This window comes from Novosphingobium rhizosphaerae (genome assembly GCF_050920675.1).
In the GTDB taxonomy this organism is placed as follows: domain Bacteria; phylum Pseudomonadota; class Alphaproteobacteria; order Sphingomonadales; family Sphingomonadaceae; genus Novosphingobium; species Novosphingobium rhizosphaerae.
Window position 1 is genome coordinate 1340646 of record NZ_CP137861.1, and the last position, 19143, is coordinate 1359788.

Annotated in this window: 16 protein-coding genes; 4 read left to right on the top strand and 12 right to left on the bottom strand. The window is 59.5% G+C overall.

All coding sequences use genetic code 11. The features are described 5' to 3' along the window. Window positions 1-5 precede the first annotated feature (5 nt). Window positions 6-1034, bottom strand: a complete 1029-nt coding sequence (locus R9J51_RS06195; protein ID WP_432787894.1) for a LysR family transcriptional regulator — start codon at window positions 1032-1034, stop codon at window positions 6-8. Continuing rightward, the gene (locus tag R9J51_RS06200) at window positions 935-1363 is read right to left on the bottom strand and encodes a helix-turn-helix domain-containing protein (protein ID WP_432787895.1); all 429 of its coding nucleotides are present in this window, start codon (window positions 1361-1363) and stop codon (window positions 935-937) included. The genes R9J51_RS06195 and R9J51_RS06200 overlap by 100 nt, the downstream gene beginning before the upstream one ends. Here R9J51_RS06200 and R9J51_RS06205 point away from each other — a divergent pair. Further along, window positions 1362-2501, top strand: coding sequence for an acyl-CoA dehydrogenase family protein (locus R9J51_RS06205; protein WP_179506127.1), 1140 nt, complete (start codon window positions 1362-1364; stop codon window positions 2499-2501). The two genes, R9J51_RS06200 and R9J51_RS06205, sit on opposite strands and share 2 nt — an antisense overlap. A 37-nt stretch (window positions 2502-2538) precedes the next feature. Here R9J51_RS06205 and R9J51_RS06210 read toward each other — a convergent pair whose 3' ends face one another. Continuing rightward, complete coding sequence (locus R9J51_RS06210; protein ID WP_179506128.1) at window positions 2539-3729, bottom strand: CoA transferase; 1191 nt, start codon at window positions 3727-3729, stop codon at window positions 2539-2541. Window positions 3730-3840: 111 nt separating this feature from the next. Next, window positions 3841-4707, bottom strand: a complete 867-nt coding sequence (locus R9J51_RS06215) for a FadR/GntR family transcriptional regulator (RefSeq protein ID WP_432787896.1) — start codon at window positions 4705-4707, stop codon at window positions 3841-3843. 2 nt (window positions 4708-4709) lie between these two features. On the opposite strand from R9J51_RS06215, the gene R9J51_RS06220 reads away from it, so the two are divergent. Genes R9J51_RS06220 through R9J51_RS06230 form a run of 3 tightly spaced genes read left to right on the top strand, consistent with a single transcriptional unit; the run spans window position 4710 to window position 8041 of the window. Then, window positions 4710-5456 carry an electron transfer flavoprotein subunit beta/FixA family protein gene (locus R9J51_RS06220; protein ID WP_179506129.1) on the top strand — a complete coding sequence of 249 codons (747 nt, stop codon included), beginning with the start codon at window positions 4710-4712 and terminating at the stop codon, window positions 5454-5456. A 1-nt stretch (window position 5457) separates the two neighbouring features. Beyond that, the gene (locus R9J51_RS06225; protein WP_179506130.1) at window positions 5458-6387 is read left to right on the top strand and encodes an FAD-binding protein; all 930 of its coding nucleotides are present in this window, start codon (window positions 5458-5460) and stop codon (window positions 6385-6387) included. A 16-nt stretch (window positions 6388-6403) separates the two neighbouring features. After that, the gene (locus R9J51_RS06230; RefSeq protein ID WP_179506131.1) at window positions 6404-8041 is read left to right on the top strand and encodes an electron transfer flavoprotein-ubiquinone oxidoreductase; all 1638 of its coding nucleotides are present in this window, start codon (window positions 6404-6406) and stop codon (window positions 8039-8041) included. A gap of 217 nt (window positions 8042-8258) precedes the next feature. On the opposite strand, the gene R9J51_RS06235 is transcribed toward R9J51_RS06230, so the two are convergent. The 8 genes from R9J51_RS06235 to R9J51_RS06270 form a co-directional block, all read right to left on the bottom strand. Continuing rightward, a complete protein-coding gene (locus R9J51_RS06235; protein ID WP_432787897.1) occupies window positions 8259-9362 on the bottom strand; it encodes a Zn-dependent alcohol dehydrogenase in 1104 nt (367 codons plus the stop codon). Between the two features lie 16 nt (window positions 9363-9378). Further along, window positions 9379-10794: an MmgE/PrpD family protein gene (locus tag R9J51_RS06240; protein ID WP_179506132.1), complete on the bottom strand. Its 1416-nt coding sequence runs from the start codon at window positions 10792-10794 to the stop codon at window positions 9379-9381. Window positions 10795-10825: 31 nt separating this feature from the next. Further along, window positions 10826-11335 (bottom strand): hypothetical protein, encoded by a 510-nt coding sequence (locus R9J51_RS06245; RefSeq protein ID WP_179506133.1) that lies wholly within the window; start codon window positions 11333-11335, stop codon window positions 10826-10828. A gap of 3 nt (window positions 11336-11338) precedes the next feature. Further along, window positions 11339-12517 (bottom strand): phosphotransferase family protein, encoded by a 1179-nt coding sequence (locus R9J51_RS06250; protein WP_432787898.1) that lies wholly within the window; start codon window positions 12515-12517, stop codon window positions 11339-11341. Window position 12518: 1 nt separating this feature from the next. Next, window positions 12519-13448 carry a DUF7065 domain-containing protein gene (locus tag R9J51_RS06255; RefSeq protein WP_179506135.1) on the bottom strand — a complete coding sequence of 310 codons (930 nt, stop codon included), beginning with the start codon at window positions 13446-13448 and terminating at the stop codon, window positions 12519-12521. A gap of 68 nt (window positions 13449-13516) precedes the next feature. After that, the gene (locus tag R9J51_RS06260) at window positions 13517-15985 is read right to left on the bottom strand and encodes a TonB-dependent receptor domain-containing protein (RefSeq protein WP_179506136.1); all 2469 of its coding nucleotides are present in this window, start codon (window positions 15983-15985) and stop codon (window positions 13517-13519) included. Window positions 15986-16055: 70 nt separating this feature from the next. After that, a complete protein-coding gene (locus R9J51_RS06265) occupies window positions 16056-17504 on the bottom strand; it encodes an aldehyde dehydrogenase family protein (RefSeq protein ID WP_218843767.1) in 1449 nt (482 codons plus the stop codon). Between the two features lie 141 nt (window positions 17505-17645). Then, complete coding sequence (locus R9J51_RS06270) at window positions 17646-18947, bottom strand: cytochrome P450 (RefSeq protein ID WP_179506138.1); 1302 nt, start codon at window positions 18945-18947, stop codon at window positions 17646-17648. Window positions 18948-19143: the final 196 nt, after the last annotated feature.

The window sequence follows — 19143 nt, forward strand, 5'->3', positions numbered from 1 at the left end:
ACGCCCTAGACCCAGCCTGAGTTGCGCTCCTCAGGCTGGGGAAACTCCAGCCGCATGACTGCTGCGGCCTGCTCGAGGCAATTGAGGAAATGGCGCTGTGTGGCCGTTGGCCGCCAGCTACGCCGCGTGGTGATACCCATCATGCGGCGGCTACGGTCTAGGGGCGCGCCAATCTGCGTGAGAAGGCCGCTGCGGATCTGTAAGGCAACCTGATCGGGTGAGAGCAAGGTCAGGAAATCGCCCTCCGGCAGCAACCGGCTGATGATCATCACCGAACCGCATTCGATTGGCGTTTCCGGCGTGGTTGTGCCATTGAAAACCCGTTCCCATTGCTCGCGCAAGGGGGAATTGGTAGGTGGCACGATCCAGCGATAAGCGGCCAGTTGCTCCAGAGTCGGCTGTTCCACTCCAGCAAGCGGATGTTTGCTTCCGGCAGCAACAACCAACCGATCTTCGTAGAGCGGCATTTGATAAAGGTCGGCGATATCGAACGGACGAAGAGCACCGACAATCATGTCGATCTCGCCGTCGCGCAGCGGCTCAACCATTTCCTTCCAACTACCCTCGAGCACCTTGAAGGCTGCGCGGGGATGAGTACGAGTCATGCTCCCCATGGCCGTGGGCACGAGATAGGGGCGAGATAGCGGGAGGGCACCGAATGCGATCTGCTCTCCACCGCTATCAAATCCCATGTCGGCGACAGCTGCGGTAATTTCAGTTGCGGCTAGGCGGGCACCCCGCGCAAGGCGCTTGCCCGCCGCATTGAGCCATATGACTCGCCCGCGTCGTTCAACCAGTTGCCCGCCAATCATATGCTCCAGATCGCTGACTGCACGATGCACTGCGGTCTGGGACATGCCACTTGTATGGGCGGCAGCGGAAAATCCACCAGCTTCGGCTAGTGCGAGAAAAGCGCGCAACTGGGTCATAGTCATCAAGCGCTCGGGAAATTGAAAGACGGCCGAAAGGCCCTTCGCGGCATTGGATAGATGGTCGAGCGCTGCCCGCGTGCGTTCGATGACGATGACGCCCATCGGCGTAGGCACCATCCCCCGGCTCGCCTCTCAAACATTGAATAACCAAACTGTCGTTCCAGCTTGGCGAGGCCCTGCGTCAATGCGGGTTGGGAGAGGCTCACGCTTTCAGCAGCCGCAGTGATGCTGCCCTTTTCAGCAATCGCCAGCAACGCTCGCAGATGACGCAAATTGAGTTCGAAAGGATCGGCGGCCATGACTCCCTTGTACCCAAAAGGGCAGTCTGCGCCAATGCTGATTTTCAAATGGACAGACCTTTTGCTAAATGGTAGGACCATTTTGGATTGAGCGCCGTTGCGCCGCGATCGTTTCCACAGGAGAGACCTCATGGATTTTGAACTGCCCGACGAAATCGCCGAATTCCGCGAAGTCACGAAACAGGTCGTCAACGGCCTGCTGGCGCATGAGCGCGCCTTCCATGAAACCGGCGAGATCGACCCGATCGTCCGCAAGACGCTTGTCGACAACGGTTACTTCGCCATGGCCCTGCCTGAGGAATATGGCGGTCTCGGACTCGGTGCCCTCGCGCAGGCGGTTGTGCAGATCGAGCTGGCCCGTCTTCCTCCCCAGTTCTGGACTGAGTTGCGGCCGTTGATGGGGCCGGCGGCCAAGAACATCATCCACCACGGCAGCGAAGAGCAGAAAGCTCGCCTGTTGCCCGGCATGGCAACGGGTGAGATCGGGATCGCCTTTGCCCTGACCGAGCCCAACTCCGGTTCCGATCCCGGATCGATGCGCACAACCGCAGTGCGTAATGCCGACGGCTGGCTCATCAACGGCAGCAAGACCTATATTTCCAACGGTAAGAAGGCGAAGTACGTCATCGTCTATGCCTATACCGACAAATCTGCAGGATCACGCGGTGGCATTACTGCCTTCCTGATGCCCGCCGATACGCCGGGCTTTTCCGTGACGGGCACGATCGAACTGATGGGAACGGCTTCACCCGGCGTCTATGAACTGGCTTTCGACAATTGCCAGTTGCCGGTCGATGCTGTGATTGGCGAGGAAGGTCGCGGTTTTCATTATGCGCTGGAAGGCCTCAATGAGGGGCGCATGAACGTCGGTGCGACCGCCGTCGGCATGGGCGAATATGCGCTGGAACTGGCGATTGCCGAGTCGAAGGTGCGTCCGGCCTTTGGCGGTGTCATTTCGGATTTCCAGGCCATCCGTCACTATATCGCCACCATGGCGACCGACATGCGCGCGGCGCGCCTTATCCTGCTCGACGCCGCTTGGCGCTATGATCAGGGTGAGAAGAAGCGCGAACTCGCCTCCATGGCCAAACTCTTCGCAACCGAGGCCGGCAGCCGTACCGTGGACACTGCCCTGCAGATTTTCGGTGGTTCGGGCTATTGCAAGGGCTTCGCTATCGAGCGGCTTTATCGCGATATCCGTATCACCCGTATCTACGAGGGCTCCTCGGAAATTCAGCGCAACACGATCGCGCGCGAATTGCTGCGATAAGGTTCGGGCCGGGGCGTGATCGCCCCGGCCTTCCCTGTCAGAGTAGGTTTCCTGCAGCGCGCAGAGCGGCCAGTTCGTCCCCGGTCAAGCCAAGTTCCTCTTCAAAAACCGTGCTGCCGTCGGCTCCGAGTGCCGGCACCTGATTGCGGGCGCAGGTGCGCGAGGCGCTCATGCGGAACGGCGGATTGGTAACCTTATAGGGACCGGCACCATCGTCGATGTCGGCAAAGGCGTCACGCGCGGCCAGTTGCGGGTCTGCTAGAACATCTTCCATTCCCCGGTAAAGTGCACAAGGAACGCCGTGTGCCGCCAGTGTCGCCTCGGCTTGCGTGCCTGAAAGGAGGCAGGTCCATTCCTCGACCAGCCCCAACAGCGTGGCCCAATTGGCGTTGCGGTCCGAGACGCTGATGAAACGTGGATCTTGCTGCCATTCGGGGTGGCCGACGGCCTCGGTCAGTTGCTCGAAATTGCGGGGGCTGGTGGGGGCGACCATGATGAAGCCATCGGTGGTGCGCAACGGTGTATAGAGCGGGCGGCGTGCATCGCCGGGAAACTGCGCGGCCTGGGTTTCATAGACCAGCATGCCGACCATCGCCTCCAGCATCGAAACGTCGATGAACTGACCCTGGCCGATGCGCTCGCGCTGATAAAGCGCTGTCTGGATCGCTCCGAAGGCATGGGTGCCTCCGAGCACGTCGGCAATGAAAATGCCGCTGGCGGCCGGACGGGTCGTGTCGTCCTGATAATGTAGGTTGACCATGTCGAAGCCGCTGGCAGCATGAATTACAGGAGCATAGGCTGGGTGATGAGCCTTGGGACCATTCTGCCCATAACCCGAAATCGAGCAGTATATTAGCCGGGGGTTGATCTTGGCCAGCGTGGCGTAATCGAGCCCGAAACGAGCCATGACGCCTGGACGAAAGTTTTCGATCACCACGTCGAAGTTTGCGATCATACGGTAGATGAGATCCCGGATCGCAGGAGCCTTGAGATTGCAGGCCAGGGAGCGCTTGCCCGCGTTCAGATGTCCGAAATAGGCGCTCTTGCCATCGCGGACAGGCGGGCGTGCGCGGACCTGATCTCCCTCGAGTGCTTCGATCTTGATGACGTCAGCTCCCAGGTCGGCCATCATGCGGGAGGCAAAGGGTCCCGCCATCACGCTTGTGAAATCAAGCACGCGGACGCCTGCCAGGGCATCGCGCGTGGGATCTGCGCCAGGATAGGACATAGGCTCTCCGTTATAAAAGTATAATGGTCCTACCTATCGCATGATGTCGACAGAGGGTCAATCGCGCTTGGCGCGTCAATGTGTGGGAGATGAAAAGAATGCTGGGCTGGGTCAGGCGACCTGGGCGCCCCGGACTTTCAAAGTCTTGCGGACATGGCGATGAAGTCGCTCAAGATGCTTACGCATTTCCTGGGCAGCTGCTTCGGCGTCGCGTTTGCGCAGATGGCGGATAAGCCGCAGCCGCGAATCAATCAGAGTTTCCTGCAAGGTCTCGTAATCGGGACCCTGAACGAACTCATGCAGGATCGAAGCGAGCGAATTGACGAAAATGCCGTAGATACGGTTTTTCGTTGCCCGGGCCAGCGCCTCGTAAAACTGCGCCGCGCATTCATAGCGCGCCTCGACCCCGGTCACTTGCTTCGTTCTGGCGGCAATGGCTTCCAGTTCCGCGAGATCGCTCTCGCTAGCTCTTTCGCATGCAAGGCGTACGATGATATCGAGCGTAGCCAGGCGAGCTTCGGTCAGTTCATCAAGGGTAACATTGCCCAGATGTACATAGTCTTGCATGGCCTGGACGATGCGGTCGGGCTCGGCTGCCTGAATGAAGGAGCCGCCTTTCACTCCCTTGGTGTTGCGGATGATGCCCGCCACCTCAAGGCTGCGCAACGCCTCGCGCAGAGCACTGCGGCTGACTTGGAACTCAATCGCCAGCTCGCGCTCGGCTGGCAGCTTGTCTCCGGTCTTGAGCGTGCCGTTCGCCAACTGGCCGCGAATCTGTTCGCAGATCGCTTCGAAGGCGCGCTGGGTCTTGATCGGGGCGAAATTAGGCTTCTCTTTGGCGCTGGGCATGACCTGCAACTCTGGAACGGAACTGTCACTGCTATAGCGCTTGCGTAAAAAGGAGCAATGGCCAGACCGCGCCGTCTTGACACCGCCTTCGCCCTGCATAATGGTACGACCATTCAGCAAGGATGCCAATCATGAAGATTCTCGTGCCCGTTAAAAGGGTGATCGATTACAACGCCAAGCCGCGTATCAAGCCCGACGGCTCTGCCGTCGATCTCGCCAACGTAAAGATGAGCATCAACCCATTCGACGAAATCTCCGTCGAGGAAGCTGTCCGCCTGAAGGAAAAGGGCGTGGCAAGCGAAGTGGTTGTCGTCTCGGTTGGGCCGGCGAAATCTGTTGAAACGCTTCGCACGGCGTTGGCTATGGGCGCGGACCGTGCAATCCATATTCAAACCGACGAAGCTGTTGAACCGCTGGGTGTCGCCAAGATACTCAAGAGCATCGCCGATGATGAGAAGCCTGCCTTGGTTATCTTGGGCAAGCAGGCGATCGATGACGATAGCAATCAGACGGGGCAGATGCTTGCTGCCCTCATGGGGCGTCCTCAAGGTACCTTCGCTTCTGTTGTTAACGTGGATGGCGAGCATGTCTTGGTTACGCGCGAGATCGACGGCGGACTCGAGACCCTGCGTCTTGCTCTGCCCGCGATCATTACGGCTGATCTGCGCCTGAATGAGCCTCGCTATGCCAGCCTGCCCAATATCATGAAGGCCAAATCCAAGCCGCTTGTGACGAAGACGCCCGCCGATCTCGACGTGGATGTCACGCCGCGCCTCGCCACGCTGAAAGTGGCGGAGCCGCCGATGCGCAGTGCCGGCATCAAGGTTGCCGATGTCGATGCGCTGGTGGCCAAACTCAAGGACATGGGAGTAGCCTGAGATGACGAGTCTGGTCTGGGTCGAACACGATAACAAGTCTGTGAAGGATGCCACCCTGTCCGCGGTGACCGCTGCGGCACAATTGGGTGATGTTGTGGCGCTGGTGGCAGGTCAGGGCTGCGACGAAGCGGCGCAGGCTGCTGCGCGGATTGCGGGCGTCACGCGCGTTCTGCTGGCTGACGACGCTGCATACGGCCATGGTCTGGCCGAGAATATCGCCCCGCTGGTCGTCGGCTTGATGGGCGATTTTGATGCGTTCATTGCTTCAGCCACCACGGCGGGCAAGAATATCGCGCCGCGCGTTGCTGCGCTTCTTGATGTCATGCAGGTCTCGGAAATCCTCTCGATTGAGGGGCCCAGGACGTTCACCCGCCCGATTTATGCGGGCAACGTCATCGCAACAGTTGAAAGCCGCGATGCCAGACTGGTGGCGACTGTCCGCACCACCGCCTTTGCCAAGGCGGCCGCCACAGGCGGTTCGGCTGCGGTCGATAGCGTGACCGGGCATGGGGATGCCGGTCTTTCAAGCTTCGTGGGCGCGGAGATCGCCAAAAGCGAACGTCCTGAACTTACCAGCGCCAAGATCGTCGTCTCGGGCGGGCGGGCGCTCAAGGATGCAGCCGGCTTCGAGGCGATTATCATGCCGCTGGCAGACAAGCTTGGTGCAGGCGTGGGCGCCAGTCGTGCGGCGGTCGATGCAGGCTATGTGCCCAATGATTATCAGGTCGGCCAGACGGGCAAGATCGTTGCGCCAGAAGTTTATATCGCCGTCGGCATCTCCGGCGCGATCCAGCATCTGGCTGGTATGAAGGACAGCAAGACCATCATCGCTATCAACAAGGACGAGGACGCGCCGATCTTCCAGATCGCTGACATTGGTCTGGTGGCCGACCTGTTCGAGGCCGTTCCGGAACTCACGGCCAAGTTGTGAACGGGGGGAGGAGCCAATGAGCGAGCGCGAGGCCATGGACTATGATGTCGTGATCGTGGGGGGCGGCCCTGCCGGGCTGTCCGCTGCGATCCGGCTCAAGCAAGGCAATCCGGATATCAGTGTCTGTGTGCTCGAAAAAGGCAGCGAGATCGGCGCACATATTCTTTCTGGGGCAGTGATCGATCCCCGATCACTCGACGAACTGATACCTGACTGGCGGGAACGGGAATGTCCGCTAGCTGCTGTACCTGTCAGGGACAATCAGCACTGGTTCCTGACCGGGAAGGGCAAGTTCTCCGTGCCTCACTGGCTGACGCCAGGCTGGATGCACAACAAGGGAACCTATACCGGATCGCTCGGCAATCTGTGTCGCTGGCTTGCGAGCGAGGCCGAGGAACTGGGTGTCGAGATCTTTCCGGGCTTTGCTGCTGCCGAGGTGCTTTACGATGAGCATGGCGCGGTTTGCGGCGTGGCAACCGGAGACATGGGGGTCGGACGTGATGGGAAACTGAAGCCCGACTACCAGCCGGGCATGGAGCTTCACGCGCGCTATACGCTCTTTGCGGAAGGCGCGCGCGGGCATCTCACGAAGCAGGTCATCGCTCACTTCTCACTCGACGCGGACTGTGCCCCCCAGGTTTATGGCCTTGGACTGAAGGAACTGTGGGATATCGCGCCAGAAAAGCATCGGCCGGGCCTTGTGATCCATACACAGGGATGGCCTCTCAAGGATGCCTATGGCGGGGGTTTTCTTTATCATCAGGCCGACGGACAGGTCGCTTTAGGCTTCGTTGTGGGGTTGGGCTATCGTAACCCGAACCTCTCGCCCTTCGGCGAATTCCAGCGCTGGAAGCAACATCCGCAGATTCGAGCCTTCCTCGAGGGCGGCAAGCGGGTGTCCTATGGCGCTCGGGTCATTAATGAAGGAGGATGGCAAAGCATCCCCAAGCTGGTTTTTCCCGGCGGTGCACTGATCGGCTGCGCAGCCGGCTTCGTGAATGTGCCGCGCATCAAGGGCACGCATACTGCGATGAAATCGGCGATGTTGGCTGCGGATGCAGTCCTGGGGGCTTTGGGCGCCGGTCGTGGCGGCGATACGCTCAGAACCTACGATACAGCCGTGGGCAGTAGCTGGCTGGCGAACGAATTGCGCATGGTGCGCAACGTGCAGCCCCTCATCGCGCGCTTCGGCGCGGTGCTTGGGACTGTTCTGGCCGGTGCTGAGATGTGGATGCGCACGCTGGGCATCGGGCTGCCCTATACTTTGGGTCACCATTCTGACCGAACATTGCTTCGCAAATCGCAGAGCCGGCCGATAAGTTATCCCGCGCCGGACGGTGTCATCAGTTTCGACAGGCTTTCCTCGGTCTTCGTCTCGAACACCAATCATGAGGAGGATCAGCCGGTTCATCTGAGGCTTGCCGATTCCGAGGCCCCGATCGCATGGAATCTGCCGCTCTATGACGAGCCGGCACAACGCTATTGTCCAGCAGGAGTCTATGAGATCACCGATCGCGAGGCCGGAACGCCGCGCTTTGTGATCAACGCGCAGAATTGCCTTCATTGCAAAACTTGCGATATCAAAGACCCGGCCGAAAACATCAACTGGGTGGCGCCTGAGGGTGGCGGTGGCCCGAACTATCCGAATATGTAATAAGGCCACCAATGGGTTTGAGAGATCCAAACGATACGCCGTTGCGGATGCCTTCCTGCCAATCGGCACGCTTTTAATATACAGGCCGATCATTACTCTGGTCGGCCTGCGAAAGCTCCCTTCAATTCCGGCAGATCCTGTCGTGGTTTCCTGAAGCCGGTAGTTGAGCGTGGAGAAGGGCGGTCGCACGCGGGTTCGGGCTACCGCCCTTCCAGATTCAGAAGGTAGTGATGACGCTGCGTGCGATCGAGCCGCCCTTCAGTTCGGTATAGGCCTCGTTGATTTCCTCGAGGCTGATTTCCTTGGAGATGAGGTCGTCCAGGTTCAGTTTTCCTTGAAGATAGAGACTTGCATAGAGAGGGATGTCATTCTTGATATTTGTCGATCCCATGTAGACCCCGCGCACGTCGACCTGCCGGGTCAACAGGTCGATCGTCACATTCAGGTCGATCGTCGATGTAGGCGAATGGACGCCGATCAGATAGGCGCCACCACCCTTGCGTGCCATCTGGATCGCCTGCTCCGAGGTTGCCTTGAGACCAACCACCTCAAAGGCATGATCGACGCCACCACCGGTCAGCTCACGTATTTTGGCAACTGAATCCACCTTCGATGCATCGATGAAGTCTGTGGCACCGAACTTGCGGGCCAACTCTTCCTTCTGTGGCTGACGATCGACCGCGATGATTCTCGCTGCCCCTGCCAGTTTGGCGCCGGAAATGACATTGAGGCCGACACCGCCGATGCCGATCACGGCAACCGTCTCGCCGGGACGGACCGAAGCGGTGTTGATCGCGGCACCTGCGCCGGTGATCGTTCCGCAGCCCAGCAGGGAAGCCTGCGCGAAAGGCATCTCCTTGGGGACGGTCGCCAGCTGGTTCTCGTGAACGAGCGCGCGTTCGGCAAAAGCCCCGGTGCCAAAAACCTGGGATACGCCGGCCCCGCTGCGTGTCAGTCGATGGGGATGGTCGTGATCATGATCCCCTCTCAGCGTTTCCTCGGGATGGAAGCACTGATAGGTACGCCCGCCGATGCACGCCGGGCAATGCCCGCAAAACTGGATGAGCGACCCCACCACATGGTCACCGACGGAAAATTCCCTGACTTCAGGGCCGATTGCAACGACGATACCGGCAAGCTCGTGACCAAGCACTGCTGGAAGCGGTACGCCGAAATCCTGCTCGGCGAAATGCAGGTCGGAGTGACAGAGGCCTGATGCCTTGACCTCCACCAGCACTTCGCGGCCGCGCGGTTCGTCGATATCGATCTCCTCGATCTGAAAGGTACCGTCGAGGTGGTTGAGAACTGCTGCCTTCATCATCTTCTCCTGAGCAAAATCAAGGTATCACGCACGCGAGAACCTCGTGTATGTCGGGGACTTTCTCCATCTCGCAACACAGGCTGATCAGCCGGTCGAGTTTCTCGTAAGGGAGGGGGGCTGCTGCGAAAGCGGCGCAACGGTGTAGCTTCTCGGAGAGATCCTTCCAGCCCATCGGATTGCGCGTATGACCCTTCACATAAGGGGTGACATGGTTGAAGCTGCGACCATCCCTGAGCGTGATCTTAACGCGAAAGCCCGCGAATGGGTCAGGGTGATCGGGATCCGAGGTGATTGAAACACGGCGCATCAGATCTCGCCGGTCTTCATCGAGGATGGCATCGATCCGCAGATCATCAAGAAAGAAGCCACCAGTCATCGCGGCGGTGGCGATGGTATAGGGCGCGCTGAACATCGCCTCGGGGACGCTTCGCGGGTTCCATTTGGCGGCTGCCGGTTCGTAGGTCATGCGCGAACTCTCGCTTCCCACGCAATCGATGCGCTCGATGCCGCGATGGTCTAGCCCTTGGTCGGCCATGATGGCGAGGGTGCTTGCGATGAAGCTGTGTGTGAACTTGCAGGCCGAATAGCGCTTCATCGAAAGCCCCTCGGCAAGCTGCCAATGACGACCAAGCCCCTCAGTCAAGAGCTCAGGCTGAACATCATCCCAGGCGATATGGCGCAGAATGCCGCTTGTAACGCCCTGGAAGATGCCGCGCGGCGCTGTAACACCCAATCGGGTCAGCAGGACGGACTTGACCGCGGTATCTCCGGCAAAGCTATGCTGCACCCGCGCCATCTGGGTGCCCTCGGAATATTTGTCGTATTCAGACATCCCATGGACCGTGTAGGCTATGCCCATGGCATTCCAGGTTCCGTCGCGGTCAAGCCCAAGCAGCCTCGCGACCGAGGCGGTTGCACAAAGCCGACCGTTCCATTCGCCAGGCATGCCCCATGTCGTGTGGTAGCGTACGAGACTGAGCGCCGCGCTGGCACGCACGCCAACTTCGGCTCCCACAATATAGGCGGCGAGGAAAGCTTTCCCGTCGATCGGCGCGCCCGCGATCCCCAGCACGGAGAGCATCGCGGGCACGTTCCATTCCGTGACATGACCGCCGGTTTCATGGACGTCACCCATGTCGATCGCGCGGGCCATCGCGCCATTGGCGAAGGCTGCCATGGGAGCTGGGACCCTGTGTCCATGGACGAGCACCGTCGCCCGAGGCGTACCACCCCACTCGACGACCTGAGCGGCGATCGCGGGGCTGACCTCCCATCCTGATCCGGCAAGCGTTACTGCCAGCGTATCGAGAATCGCCTTCTTCGCCAGATCTACTACTGCGGCAGGGATATCTTCAAAGCGGGTTGCTGTAACCATGCCAGCAAGCGCTCCGGCAGGATCGTCTTGCGGGAGCACCGGATTGTCGTGTTTCAAGAGGTGTCTCCCTGCCGCATGCCGCACTCTTTCAGGCGTTTGCCAGCATAGAGGCGATTGAAGGCAGCTCGGAGCGATCCGGGTCCAGTTGATTGGCTTGGAACCAGATGCGTTCACGCCGGGCGTGGCGCAGTGCATATTCGAGCACCGCCTCGCTTGCCGCGCGGGAAAGGGGGCGATGATCTTCTCCACCCAGTATGGTCATATCGACGGCTTGCCCGAGTATTTTGTTGGCGTCTTCCAGGGCATCGATGCTGCTGTGGTCGCAGGTTGCGGTTTCCTTCAATGCGCTTGTCAGCAGGCGCTGCTGCGGCTCTTCGACCAGCTCCGCCAGATCACGGGCAAGGGCAGCAAGCTCCTCGAACGAGATTTCTTCATAGCGCAGCGCGGTTTTCCATTGGCCGCCCAGCATGCGCAGATGACCGATGACCAGTCGCACTTGGTCTCGGGCAAGGCGCTGGCTGGCGGGAAGGGCCGGCAGGATCACTTGCTCGAGCGCTTTTACCAGATTTCCGATACGCAGATCGATATTGGGCAGCATGTTTCAGGCCTCCCGCATCATTGTGACAAGTTGTTCGAGAAAAACGCCGCCTGCCGAACCGAGCCAGGTGAGAACAATATCCTGGTGACTGTTGCCCTCAGTCGCGGCGCGCATGGCTTGCCCCAGATCGATCACCGCGCATTTGTAGGCGTTGAGAACCTCATAATAGCGCAGTTTCACTGGATCGATGCGATTGCCTGAAAGTTCCTCGTAGACGCTTAGAAACTGCGCACGAGGGATCAGACCGCTGACAAGAAATTCACCACCATCGTCCCAGGTGCCGAACAGGCGCTGCATCGACCAGGCCAGATCCTCGTGAAAGTCGCCGATATGGGCCAGTTCCCAGTCGAGGACGGCTGTGAATTGGCCGCTGGGTTCCTCGAACATGAAGTTACCGAGCCGCAGATCGCTGTGGCACATTACCGGATTGTCGCAGATGGGAGCATTTTCCCGCAACCAGCGCTCGGCATAGGCCATGATCGCCACGGGTTGGACAGCACCATCCCACCACACGCGCGACCACCAGTTGACTTGCCAGATTGCCGCTTGCCGGGTTCCGGGTTCCGGGGCCGCGAAATAGGAGAGGTCCGCGCTGCGCCAGTCGAAGCGATGCACTTTGGCGAGTGCGTCGAGGAATTGCGGGGCCAGCTTGCTCGCCCACTCCTCGAAATGCGTGCCGATGCCCGAGATGCCGTGCCCCTTGCCTTGGGTGGGCTCGGTAACACCATGAACATAGCCCAGAATGATCGCCGGTTGACCAATAAGGTCTCCGTCAGCATCCAGGCTGCGCACGGGGGCCACCGGTAGGATGTTCTGGAAAGCCCGGTGGACCTGGGCTTCGCGCCCCCGGCAAGTCTGTGCAATCGCTTCGAGCGGATCCATCCGCAGAACGAGGCGTTCACCCTCAATATCTCCTGCACGGCGAAGCGTGAACGCGAACTGCTCCTTGGAAGCACCTCCGGACAGACGGGCGACATCGACAATCTCAATCGGCACCGTGCTTTCTGAAGCAAAATGACGCTCCAGCATGGCGATCACCTCGGTATCGGTCTTTGCGGCGTAGGGGCCCCTGGCCCGATCGCGGAGCGTGCGATCCAAAAGATCCTTGATGCGGGGCTCGATTTGGTCCCTGTCCCAAATGTCGACCCGGTCGATGGCGGGGGTAGTCCGAACTTTAGCCATATCAGTTACCATTGCCTTCCCAGGGGAAGCGGAATCCACCTTCCCCCATGCCGTAGCCGATGGTCCCGTCGCTCAGGCGGAATTCCATCATCTGCTCAACCATGACGAATGTGTCGAAAGGAAATTGCCAGCGGAACAGAGGGGTCCCGGTAAACTCCCACAGGCGGTCTTCCTCGTCCCAGGCCTTCCACTGGACGAACTTGAATCCCATGTCGTCGGGTTCGAACTCGATCTCTTCCTCGAGCCTCCCGATGCTGTGCCAGCGCTCGCCATCGTGAAGGATCTTCTGATAGCTGTCGCCATGCTCGGTGATCGCGTGAACGGCGACACAGGACATGCCATTGTCGAAGATCGGCCACGCAAGGCGATAGTGGCGCACGCCGGCCCAGTTGCGCGGGCCACAGCTGATGTCGCGGAAGCCCCCGTCTTCGATTGGGATGGTTTTGCCGTCACGCAGCCGTATCGTGCCTGTGACATTGCAGACGCCCTCAAGATGCACGTAGGCCAGTTCACGGGCGATCGCATCATCCCCGTCCTTGGTGAGAGCGATGCTATCTCCCATCGGAAATCGCAGGTCCCAGACCAGCTCTGCGCCGAAATCCTCTGTGTCGATGCTGATGCTGCAGGTCTGGAGCGGACGCGTGGCCGTGAGCTTCACGCCTGCCACCTCAAGACCGGGGTCAAGCCGATCGGAGGTGTAGGGAAGCTGCATGTTGACCCGGGTAAACAGCGGTTTGCCGTTCATGAAGAAAACGGCGAAACCGTTCGTCTCGCCCAGGTTTTCCATGATGCCAACCCGAATGAAGCCGCCCAGCCGTGCCTTGCGGTCATAAAAATTGAAGTAGTAACTCTGATTCCACTTGGGAATAGTCGGGTTGGGGATGTAGCGCTCGCAGTTCTCTGTCATGTAGGCGTTCGTCAGTTGCGTCATGCCCATACCCTTCCTGTTTTGGATGTCCTGCCCGGCCGGGGGTGGCCGGGAGGAGCCATAGTTTCCGGTCAGCGGACCTTGAAGCCAACGGTCACGCCGTAGGTGACGGGCCGCCCGGCCATCCGCGCAGCCGTGTCGGTTGAGGCGATGACCGTGGTCCAGTAATAACGGTTGAAGAGATTTTTGCCCCAGAGCATGATCCGCCAAGCCCCGTCCGGCGCCTCGTAGCCGATCCGCCCGTCGACCGTGGCATAGCCATTGATGACGAAGGGATTGGTAACGCCAGGAGCAAGGCGAACGACCGCGGCACCAGAGGCAGGATCTGGAACATAGGCGATCTTGCTGGCACCGGGGACCGCGTCTGAAGAACTACGGGCATTGGCACTGACGCCGATAAAGGGCGCCCCACCATTGGCGAGCCTGGCGCGGTACTCAACATTGACTGTTCCCGACCACTTAGGCGTGAAGGGCAGGGGGTCGCCCGAGAAGTTGGTTACCTGGGCCAGAACGTTGTAATTGCGGGGCGCTGCCGGACCGATCTGGATCTCGGAATCGAGATAGGTGACGGCGCCATTGATTGTCAGCCCGGCAACCGGACGGACCGTGATATCGGCTTCCGCGCCTAAAATCCGTGACTTGGGCAGATTGACCAGTTCGTCGAGCGCGCCAAACAGCGGATCGTTGAATTTGCCGCGGATCTGCTTGTTGCGATAGTCGTAGTAGAACACAGCGCCGTTCAGGCTGACACGGCGATCCAGAAGTTGGGTCTTGATGCCGCCTTCATAGGCAGTGACAGATTCCTGGGTGACTGGTTGCAGGCCCTCATAGATCGACGCGGCGAGGCTGGGGAAGGAGCCAGCCTTGTAACCGCGCGAGACGTTGGCGTAGACCAGTGTATCGCGCGTCGCCTGATAATCGATCCCCGCACGCCACGAGACATTGTTCTCGCTCAGCGTCCGAACGAACGCCTGGCCGGGCACGTTGTTGTCATTGAGTGTGTAGGGTCCGGCAATCGTGATCGGGGTGAATGGCACAGTACCAAGCACTGTACCGAGCAGATTGAACAGCTTGTCGACATTGCCGCCGACGATTGTGTAGCTTCCGATGTCGCCGTTGTTGCGCGACTGGGTGAAGCGTGCGGATGCCTTCAGTGTCAGCTTAGGCGCTACGGCATATTCAGTGCTGCCGAAGAACGCGTAATTCAGGATGTCCTGCTTGTTGGTCACGCCGCTGGCGTTGATGTAGAGGTTGTTGGGATTGTAGTTCGAGCTGTTGAAATAACGTAGCAACTGGTTCTCGAACGTGTGGCTGCTCTCGACATTGCCGCCGATGAGCCATCGAAAACTGCGATGCGGGTCATTGGCCAGGCGCACTTCCTGGTTGAACGTCTTGATATAGCCATCATTGCGGTAAAGGTCGTAGGTGACAAAGGGACTGCCATCGCCATCGGTCCGCTGCTTCTGATCGAAGTCAGCGTAGGAGGTCTGCGAGGTCAAGGTCAGATTGTCGGTGATATCGACGTCGGCGCGCAACGACGCCTGAATCATGCGGCGGTTGGAGAAGGGGGTGAAATTCACCGATTGCGCCGTTCCAGGTGTTACCGCGCCCGTGGCCGGATTGACCACGCCTGTGGCAGGATCCTGAACGCTGGCGCTCCAGTCAGCCGCGCGGGCATTGGCAGGTGCAAATTGTGCTGCCAGCACATTGGCCGGAACGTAAGCCGAATAGGTCGGACGTATGGCGATCAGTTGCTGCGCCTGAGGATCGGAGGTATCGCGCCAACCATTGACGTTGAGCGAGAGGCGCACGCCGCTGTTGTTGTCCCAATCGAGCAGCATGCGTCCTGCGATGTAGGACTGCTTGCCGAGCTTGTCGCCCCGCGAGATGCTGTACTGCCATGGATCGGAATTGAGGCCAGTCACAGAAACGCGGCCACGCAGCGTGTCGGTGATCGGTCCGCTGATATAGGCATTGCCCTCGACCTGGTTGAAGCGGCCATAGCTCAGATCGCCACCCGCCTCGAATGTTCTGGTGGGCTTGGCCGCAATATAGTTGATCGCACCGCCGGTTGAATTCTGGCCGAAAAGCGTGCCTTGTGGTCCCTTGAGCACCTCCACGCGCTCCAGATCATAGGCGGAATGGCTTGCGAGCACGGGGAAGGAAAGCGGCGCCTGATCGATGTAGACGCTGACCGCAGGATAGACACCCAGCGAACTCTCGTTGAAACCGACACCGCGTAGGGTGAAAATCGGCGTGTTGGCAGTGCTGGGGGAATAGGCAAGGCCAGGTACGAGCGAAGCGACGTCCTCGAGCGAGGTCACCTTGCGCTCGGCAAGTTGAAGTCCTGAAACGGCGGTGATCGTCAGGCCGACCTTGTTGATATTCTCCTGCCGCTTGTTGGCGGTCACGACAATTTCTCGGCTGTTGTCGGGGGTGGTCTGCGCCTGAGCAGGTTGCGCATCCTGAGCCAGAGCCGGTGATGCGGCCATAATATAGGCCAAACTCGCCGAACACAGCTGTCCCTTCAGCTTCTTCATAAATCTCTCCCAATTGGTTCATTAATATTAAGTCAGTGCGGCGATCGTTGCCGCCGCACTGTTATCAGCATCAGTCGTCCAGCAAGGCTGTGACGGTCTTGGTTTCAGTGTAGAGGAGGACGCCTTCCTCACCGACCTCGCGTCCCCAACCGGATTCCTTCACCCCGCCGAACGGCGCGGATGGGTCGTTCATGCCGTGCGTGTTGATCCAGACCGTCCCGGCCTGAAGCTTGCGCGCGGTGAGATGGGCGCGAGACAGGTCGCGGGTCCAGATATTGGCCGCCAGCCCGTAGCGCGTGTTGTTCGCGGTCTTGATGACCTCTTCGGGATCGTCGAAGGGGGTTGCGACGAGCACCGGACCGAAAATCTCCTCGCGCACAATGGCTGCATCCGGATCCGGATTGGCGAAGATGGTCGGTTCGACGAAATAGCCTTCGGTGGGGCCTGTACCTCCGCCGGTGACAATTTCAGCGCCGGCGGCGCGGCCCTGGTCGATGTAGTCGAGCACCCGCTGTTGCTGCGCGCGGGAGACCAACGGCCCGAGCATCGTATCGGGATCGCGGCCATGCCCCAGCTTGAAACTCTGGGCAACCTTGGCGACGCCCTCCAGCACCTGGTCGTAGACTGATCGCTCCACATAAAGGCGCGAAGCAGCCAGACAGACCTGCCCGGAGTTGAAAAAGATCGCCAGCGCGGCACCGATCGCGGCCTTGTCGAGGTCGGCGTCGGCAAAGATCAGCGACGGCGACTTGCCGCCCAGTTCAAGGGTCACGCGCTTCAGATCGCGCGCAGCGGTCTGAACGATCTGCTTGCCCACGCGGGTTGAACCGGTGAAGGCGATCTTGTCGATGCCGGGGTGTTCGACCAGCGCCTGGCCGGCCTCGTGGCCATAGCCGGTGACGATGTTGAGAACGCCTTCAGGCAGACCGGCTTCAAGCGCCAGTTCCGCCAGACGCAGTGCCGTGAGCGGGGTGACCTCAGAGGGCTTGAGAACAATCGTGCATCCTGCCGCCAGTGCGGTTGCGATCTTCCAGGCCGCCATGGCGAGCGGGTAATTCCAGGGGACGATCTGGCCGACGACGCCAATGGGCTCGCGCACCGAATAGGAGTGATACTGACGGCCATCGCCCGAGATCGGATTGACCTGACCGGCGATCTTCGAAGCCCATCCGGCCATGTAGCGGAAGATGTCAACCGCGGCAGGGACATCCACGGCGAGCGCATGATGAACGGCCTTGCCGTTATCATAGCTTTCAAGGAGCGCCAGTTCGGCGGCATTTTCCTCGATCTTGCGGGCGATGGTCTCGATGATCCGGGCGCGATCGAGCGGGCGCATGCGCGACCATGCCCTGCTTTCGAAAGCCTTGCGCGCCGCTGTCACAGCCGCGTCCACTTCATGGGCGCCGCCTGCCGGAACATGTGCGATAATCTTGCCGGTAGCAGGGTCCTCAACCTCGATGGTGCGACCATCGCCTGCTGCGACGCGATGTGCGCCGATCAGTATGCCGGTGTCGGGCATTCGCACGTCGAGCTTTTCGGGTGCGGTCAGAGTGGTGGTATCGTTCATGGTGGGTTCCAGTCCCGTTGCGGCCCCTTTGCGGGGTCCTGATTATGGGATCAGCATGGGGCCGGGCGCATTCCAGCGCGCCCGGCTGGTCGATCAACGCTTCTTGAAACGGACGGGCAGGCTCTTGTAGCCGCCTACGAAGTTGGTTTCGACAAGGCGTGGATCGCCCGCAAGCTCGATGCTCTCGATATGCGGCAGCAATTCCTCGAAGAGCACACGCATCTCCAGCTTTGCCAGATGCTGGCCAAGGCACATATGCGGCCCGAAGCCGAAGGCGATATGTGGATTGGGCGAACGTGTGATGTCGAAGCGCGTCGGATCGGAGAAAACCTCCTCATCACGATTTCCGGAAGGATAGGAGATCATCAGTCGGTCCATCGCGCGGATTGTCTGCCCACGGACCACAGTGTCTTCCGTGGCGTTCCGCATGAAGTGCTTGACTGGGCTGGTCCAGCGGATCGCTTCGTCCACCAGTCCCTTCACCAGCGAGGGATCTGCCTTCAGTTTCGCGAAATTGTCAGGATAGAGCAGCATGCCGTGCAGGCCGCCGGCAGTTGATGAGGAGGTCGTGTCATGACCTGCGGTCGCGATGGCAACGTAATACCCATTCGCCTCATCACGGGGAATGGGAGCTCCGTTGACCTGCGAATTGGCGATAAGCGAGAGCATGTCGTCGCTGGGATTGGCGCGGCGCTGAGCGCTCAGACCATCGAAATATTCGAAGAATTCCTCAAGTGTGGCAGCCCACTGCTTGCCGGCCGCCACGGGATCGGCGACCATCTCTGGGCGCTGTTCTTCCGGATCGTGGACGCCAAAGAATTCTTGGGTCAGTTTGAGCATGCGGGGCTCATCTTCCGGCGGAACGCCGAAGAGGGTCATGATGACCCGCAGAGGATAATGCAGAGCGAAGTCCCGCACGAAATCGCATTCGCCATCAAAGCTGAGCAGCGTGTCAACGCTGTTGCGTGCCAGTGTACGAATCTTTTCTTCCAGCTTGGACACGCGGTTGGGCATGAACCAGCTCTGGGTTAGGTTGCGATAGGCGGCATGTTCGGGCGGATCCATATAGGTCAGCGAAGAGAGCAGACGGGTCGTGCCGCCGTTGATCTGCTTCATGAATTCATCCGAAGCCCGGTCGTTGAGAATCGGGTTGTGATCGGCGTTATGGAACAGCTTGGCGTTCAGTTCGATCGCCTTGATGTCGGCATGCTTGGTGACGACCCAAATCGGGTCGTAGCCTTCGACTTCCGCGACGCCCAGCGGCATGTTTTCGCGCAGCCATTTGAATGCGGGGTAGATAATATCATCATCGGCGTAGGATTTGGGCGTGATAACGATCTTGGCGATGTCCTGAGGGATCAGGGGGCGTGTGTCGGATTCGAGTATGGTGCTCATGTTGGTCCTCTCGATGCATCGCTTTGTGCATCACTTCTGCTTTTTGCGTATAGAAGTAACGTAATGCTGGGTGATGGGGGCGTCAATTATATTAAAAGGTCAGACCAAATATCAAAATTTGAAAAAATTTCTCTGTTTTTCAATTTGATATGGTTTTTACCCTGCGAGTTTTGTGCCGAGATTTGAATGGCGCGCA

Excerpts from the sequence above, each read along its gene's own strand:
- R9J51_RS06195 (WP_432787894.1), bottom strand. The coding sequence starts at position 1,034 with ATGGGCGTCATCGTCATCGAACGCACGCGGGCAGCGCTCGACCATCTA.
- R9J51_RS06205 (WP_179506127.1), top strand. The coding sequence starts at position 1,362 with ATGGATTTTGAACTGCCCGACGAAATCGCCGAATTCCGCGAAGTCACG.
- R9J51_RS06200 (WP_432787895.1), bottom strand. The coding sequence starts at position 1,363 with ATGAGGTCTCTCCTGTGGAAACGATCGCGGCGCAACGGCGCTCAATCC.
- R9J51_RS06210 (WP_179506128.1), bottom strand. The coding sequence starts at position 3,729 with ATGTCCTATCCTGGCGCAGATCCCACGCGCGATGCCCTGGCAGGCGTC.
- R9J51_RS06220 (WP_179506129.1), top strand. The coding sequence starts at position 4,710 with ATGAAGATTCTCGTGCCCGTTAAAAGGGTGATCGATTACAACGCCAAG.
- R9J51_RS06225 (WP_179506130.1), top strand. The coding sequence starts at position 5,458 with ATGACGAGTCTGGTCTGGGTCGAACACGATAACAAGTCTGTGAAGGAT.
- R9J51_RS06230 (WP_179506131.1), top strand. The coding sequence starts at position 6,404 with ATGAGCGAGCGCGAGGCCATGGACTATGATGTCGTGATCGTGGGGGGC.
- R9J51_RS06235 (WP_432787897.1), bottom strand. The coding sequence starts at position 9,362 with ATGATGAAGGCAGCAGTTCTCAACCACCTCGACGGTACCTTTCAGATC.
- R9J51_RS06245 (WP_179506133.1), bottom strand. The coding sequence starts at position 11,335 with ATGCTGCCCAATATCGATCTGCGTATCGGAAATCTGGTAAAAGCGCTC.
- R9J51_RS06250 (WP_432787898.1), bottom strand. The coding sequence starts at position 12,517 with ATGGCTAAAGTTCGGACTACCCCCGCCATCGACCGGGTCGACATTTGG.
- R9J51_RS06255 (WP_179506135.1), bottom strand. The coding sequence starts at position 13,448 with ATGACGCAACTGACGAACGCCTACATGACAGAGAACTGCGAGCGCTAC.
- R9J51_RS06260 (WP_179506136.1), bottom strand. The coding sequence starts at position 15,985 with ATGAAGAAGCTGAAGGGACAGCTGTGTTCGGCGAGTTTGGCCTATATT.
- R9J51_RS06265 (WP_218843767.1), bottom strand. The coding sequence starts at position 17,504 with ATGCCCGACACCGGCATACTGATCGGCGCACATCGCGTCGCAGCAGGC.
- R9J51_RS06270 (WP_179506138.1), bottom strand. The coding sequence starts at position 18,947 with ATGAGCACCATACTCGAATCCGACACACGCCCCCTGATCCCTCAGGAC.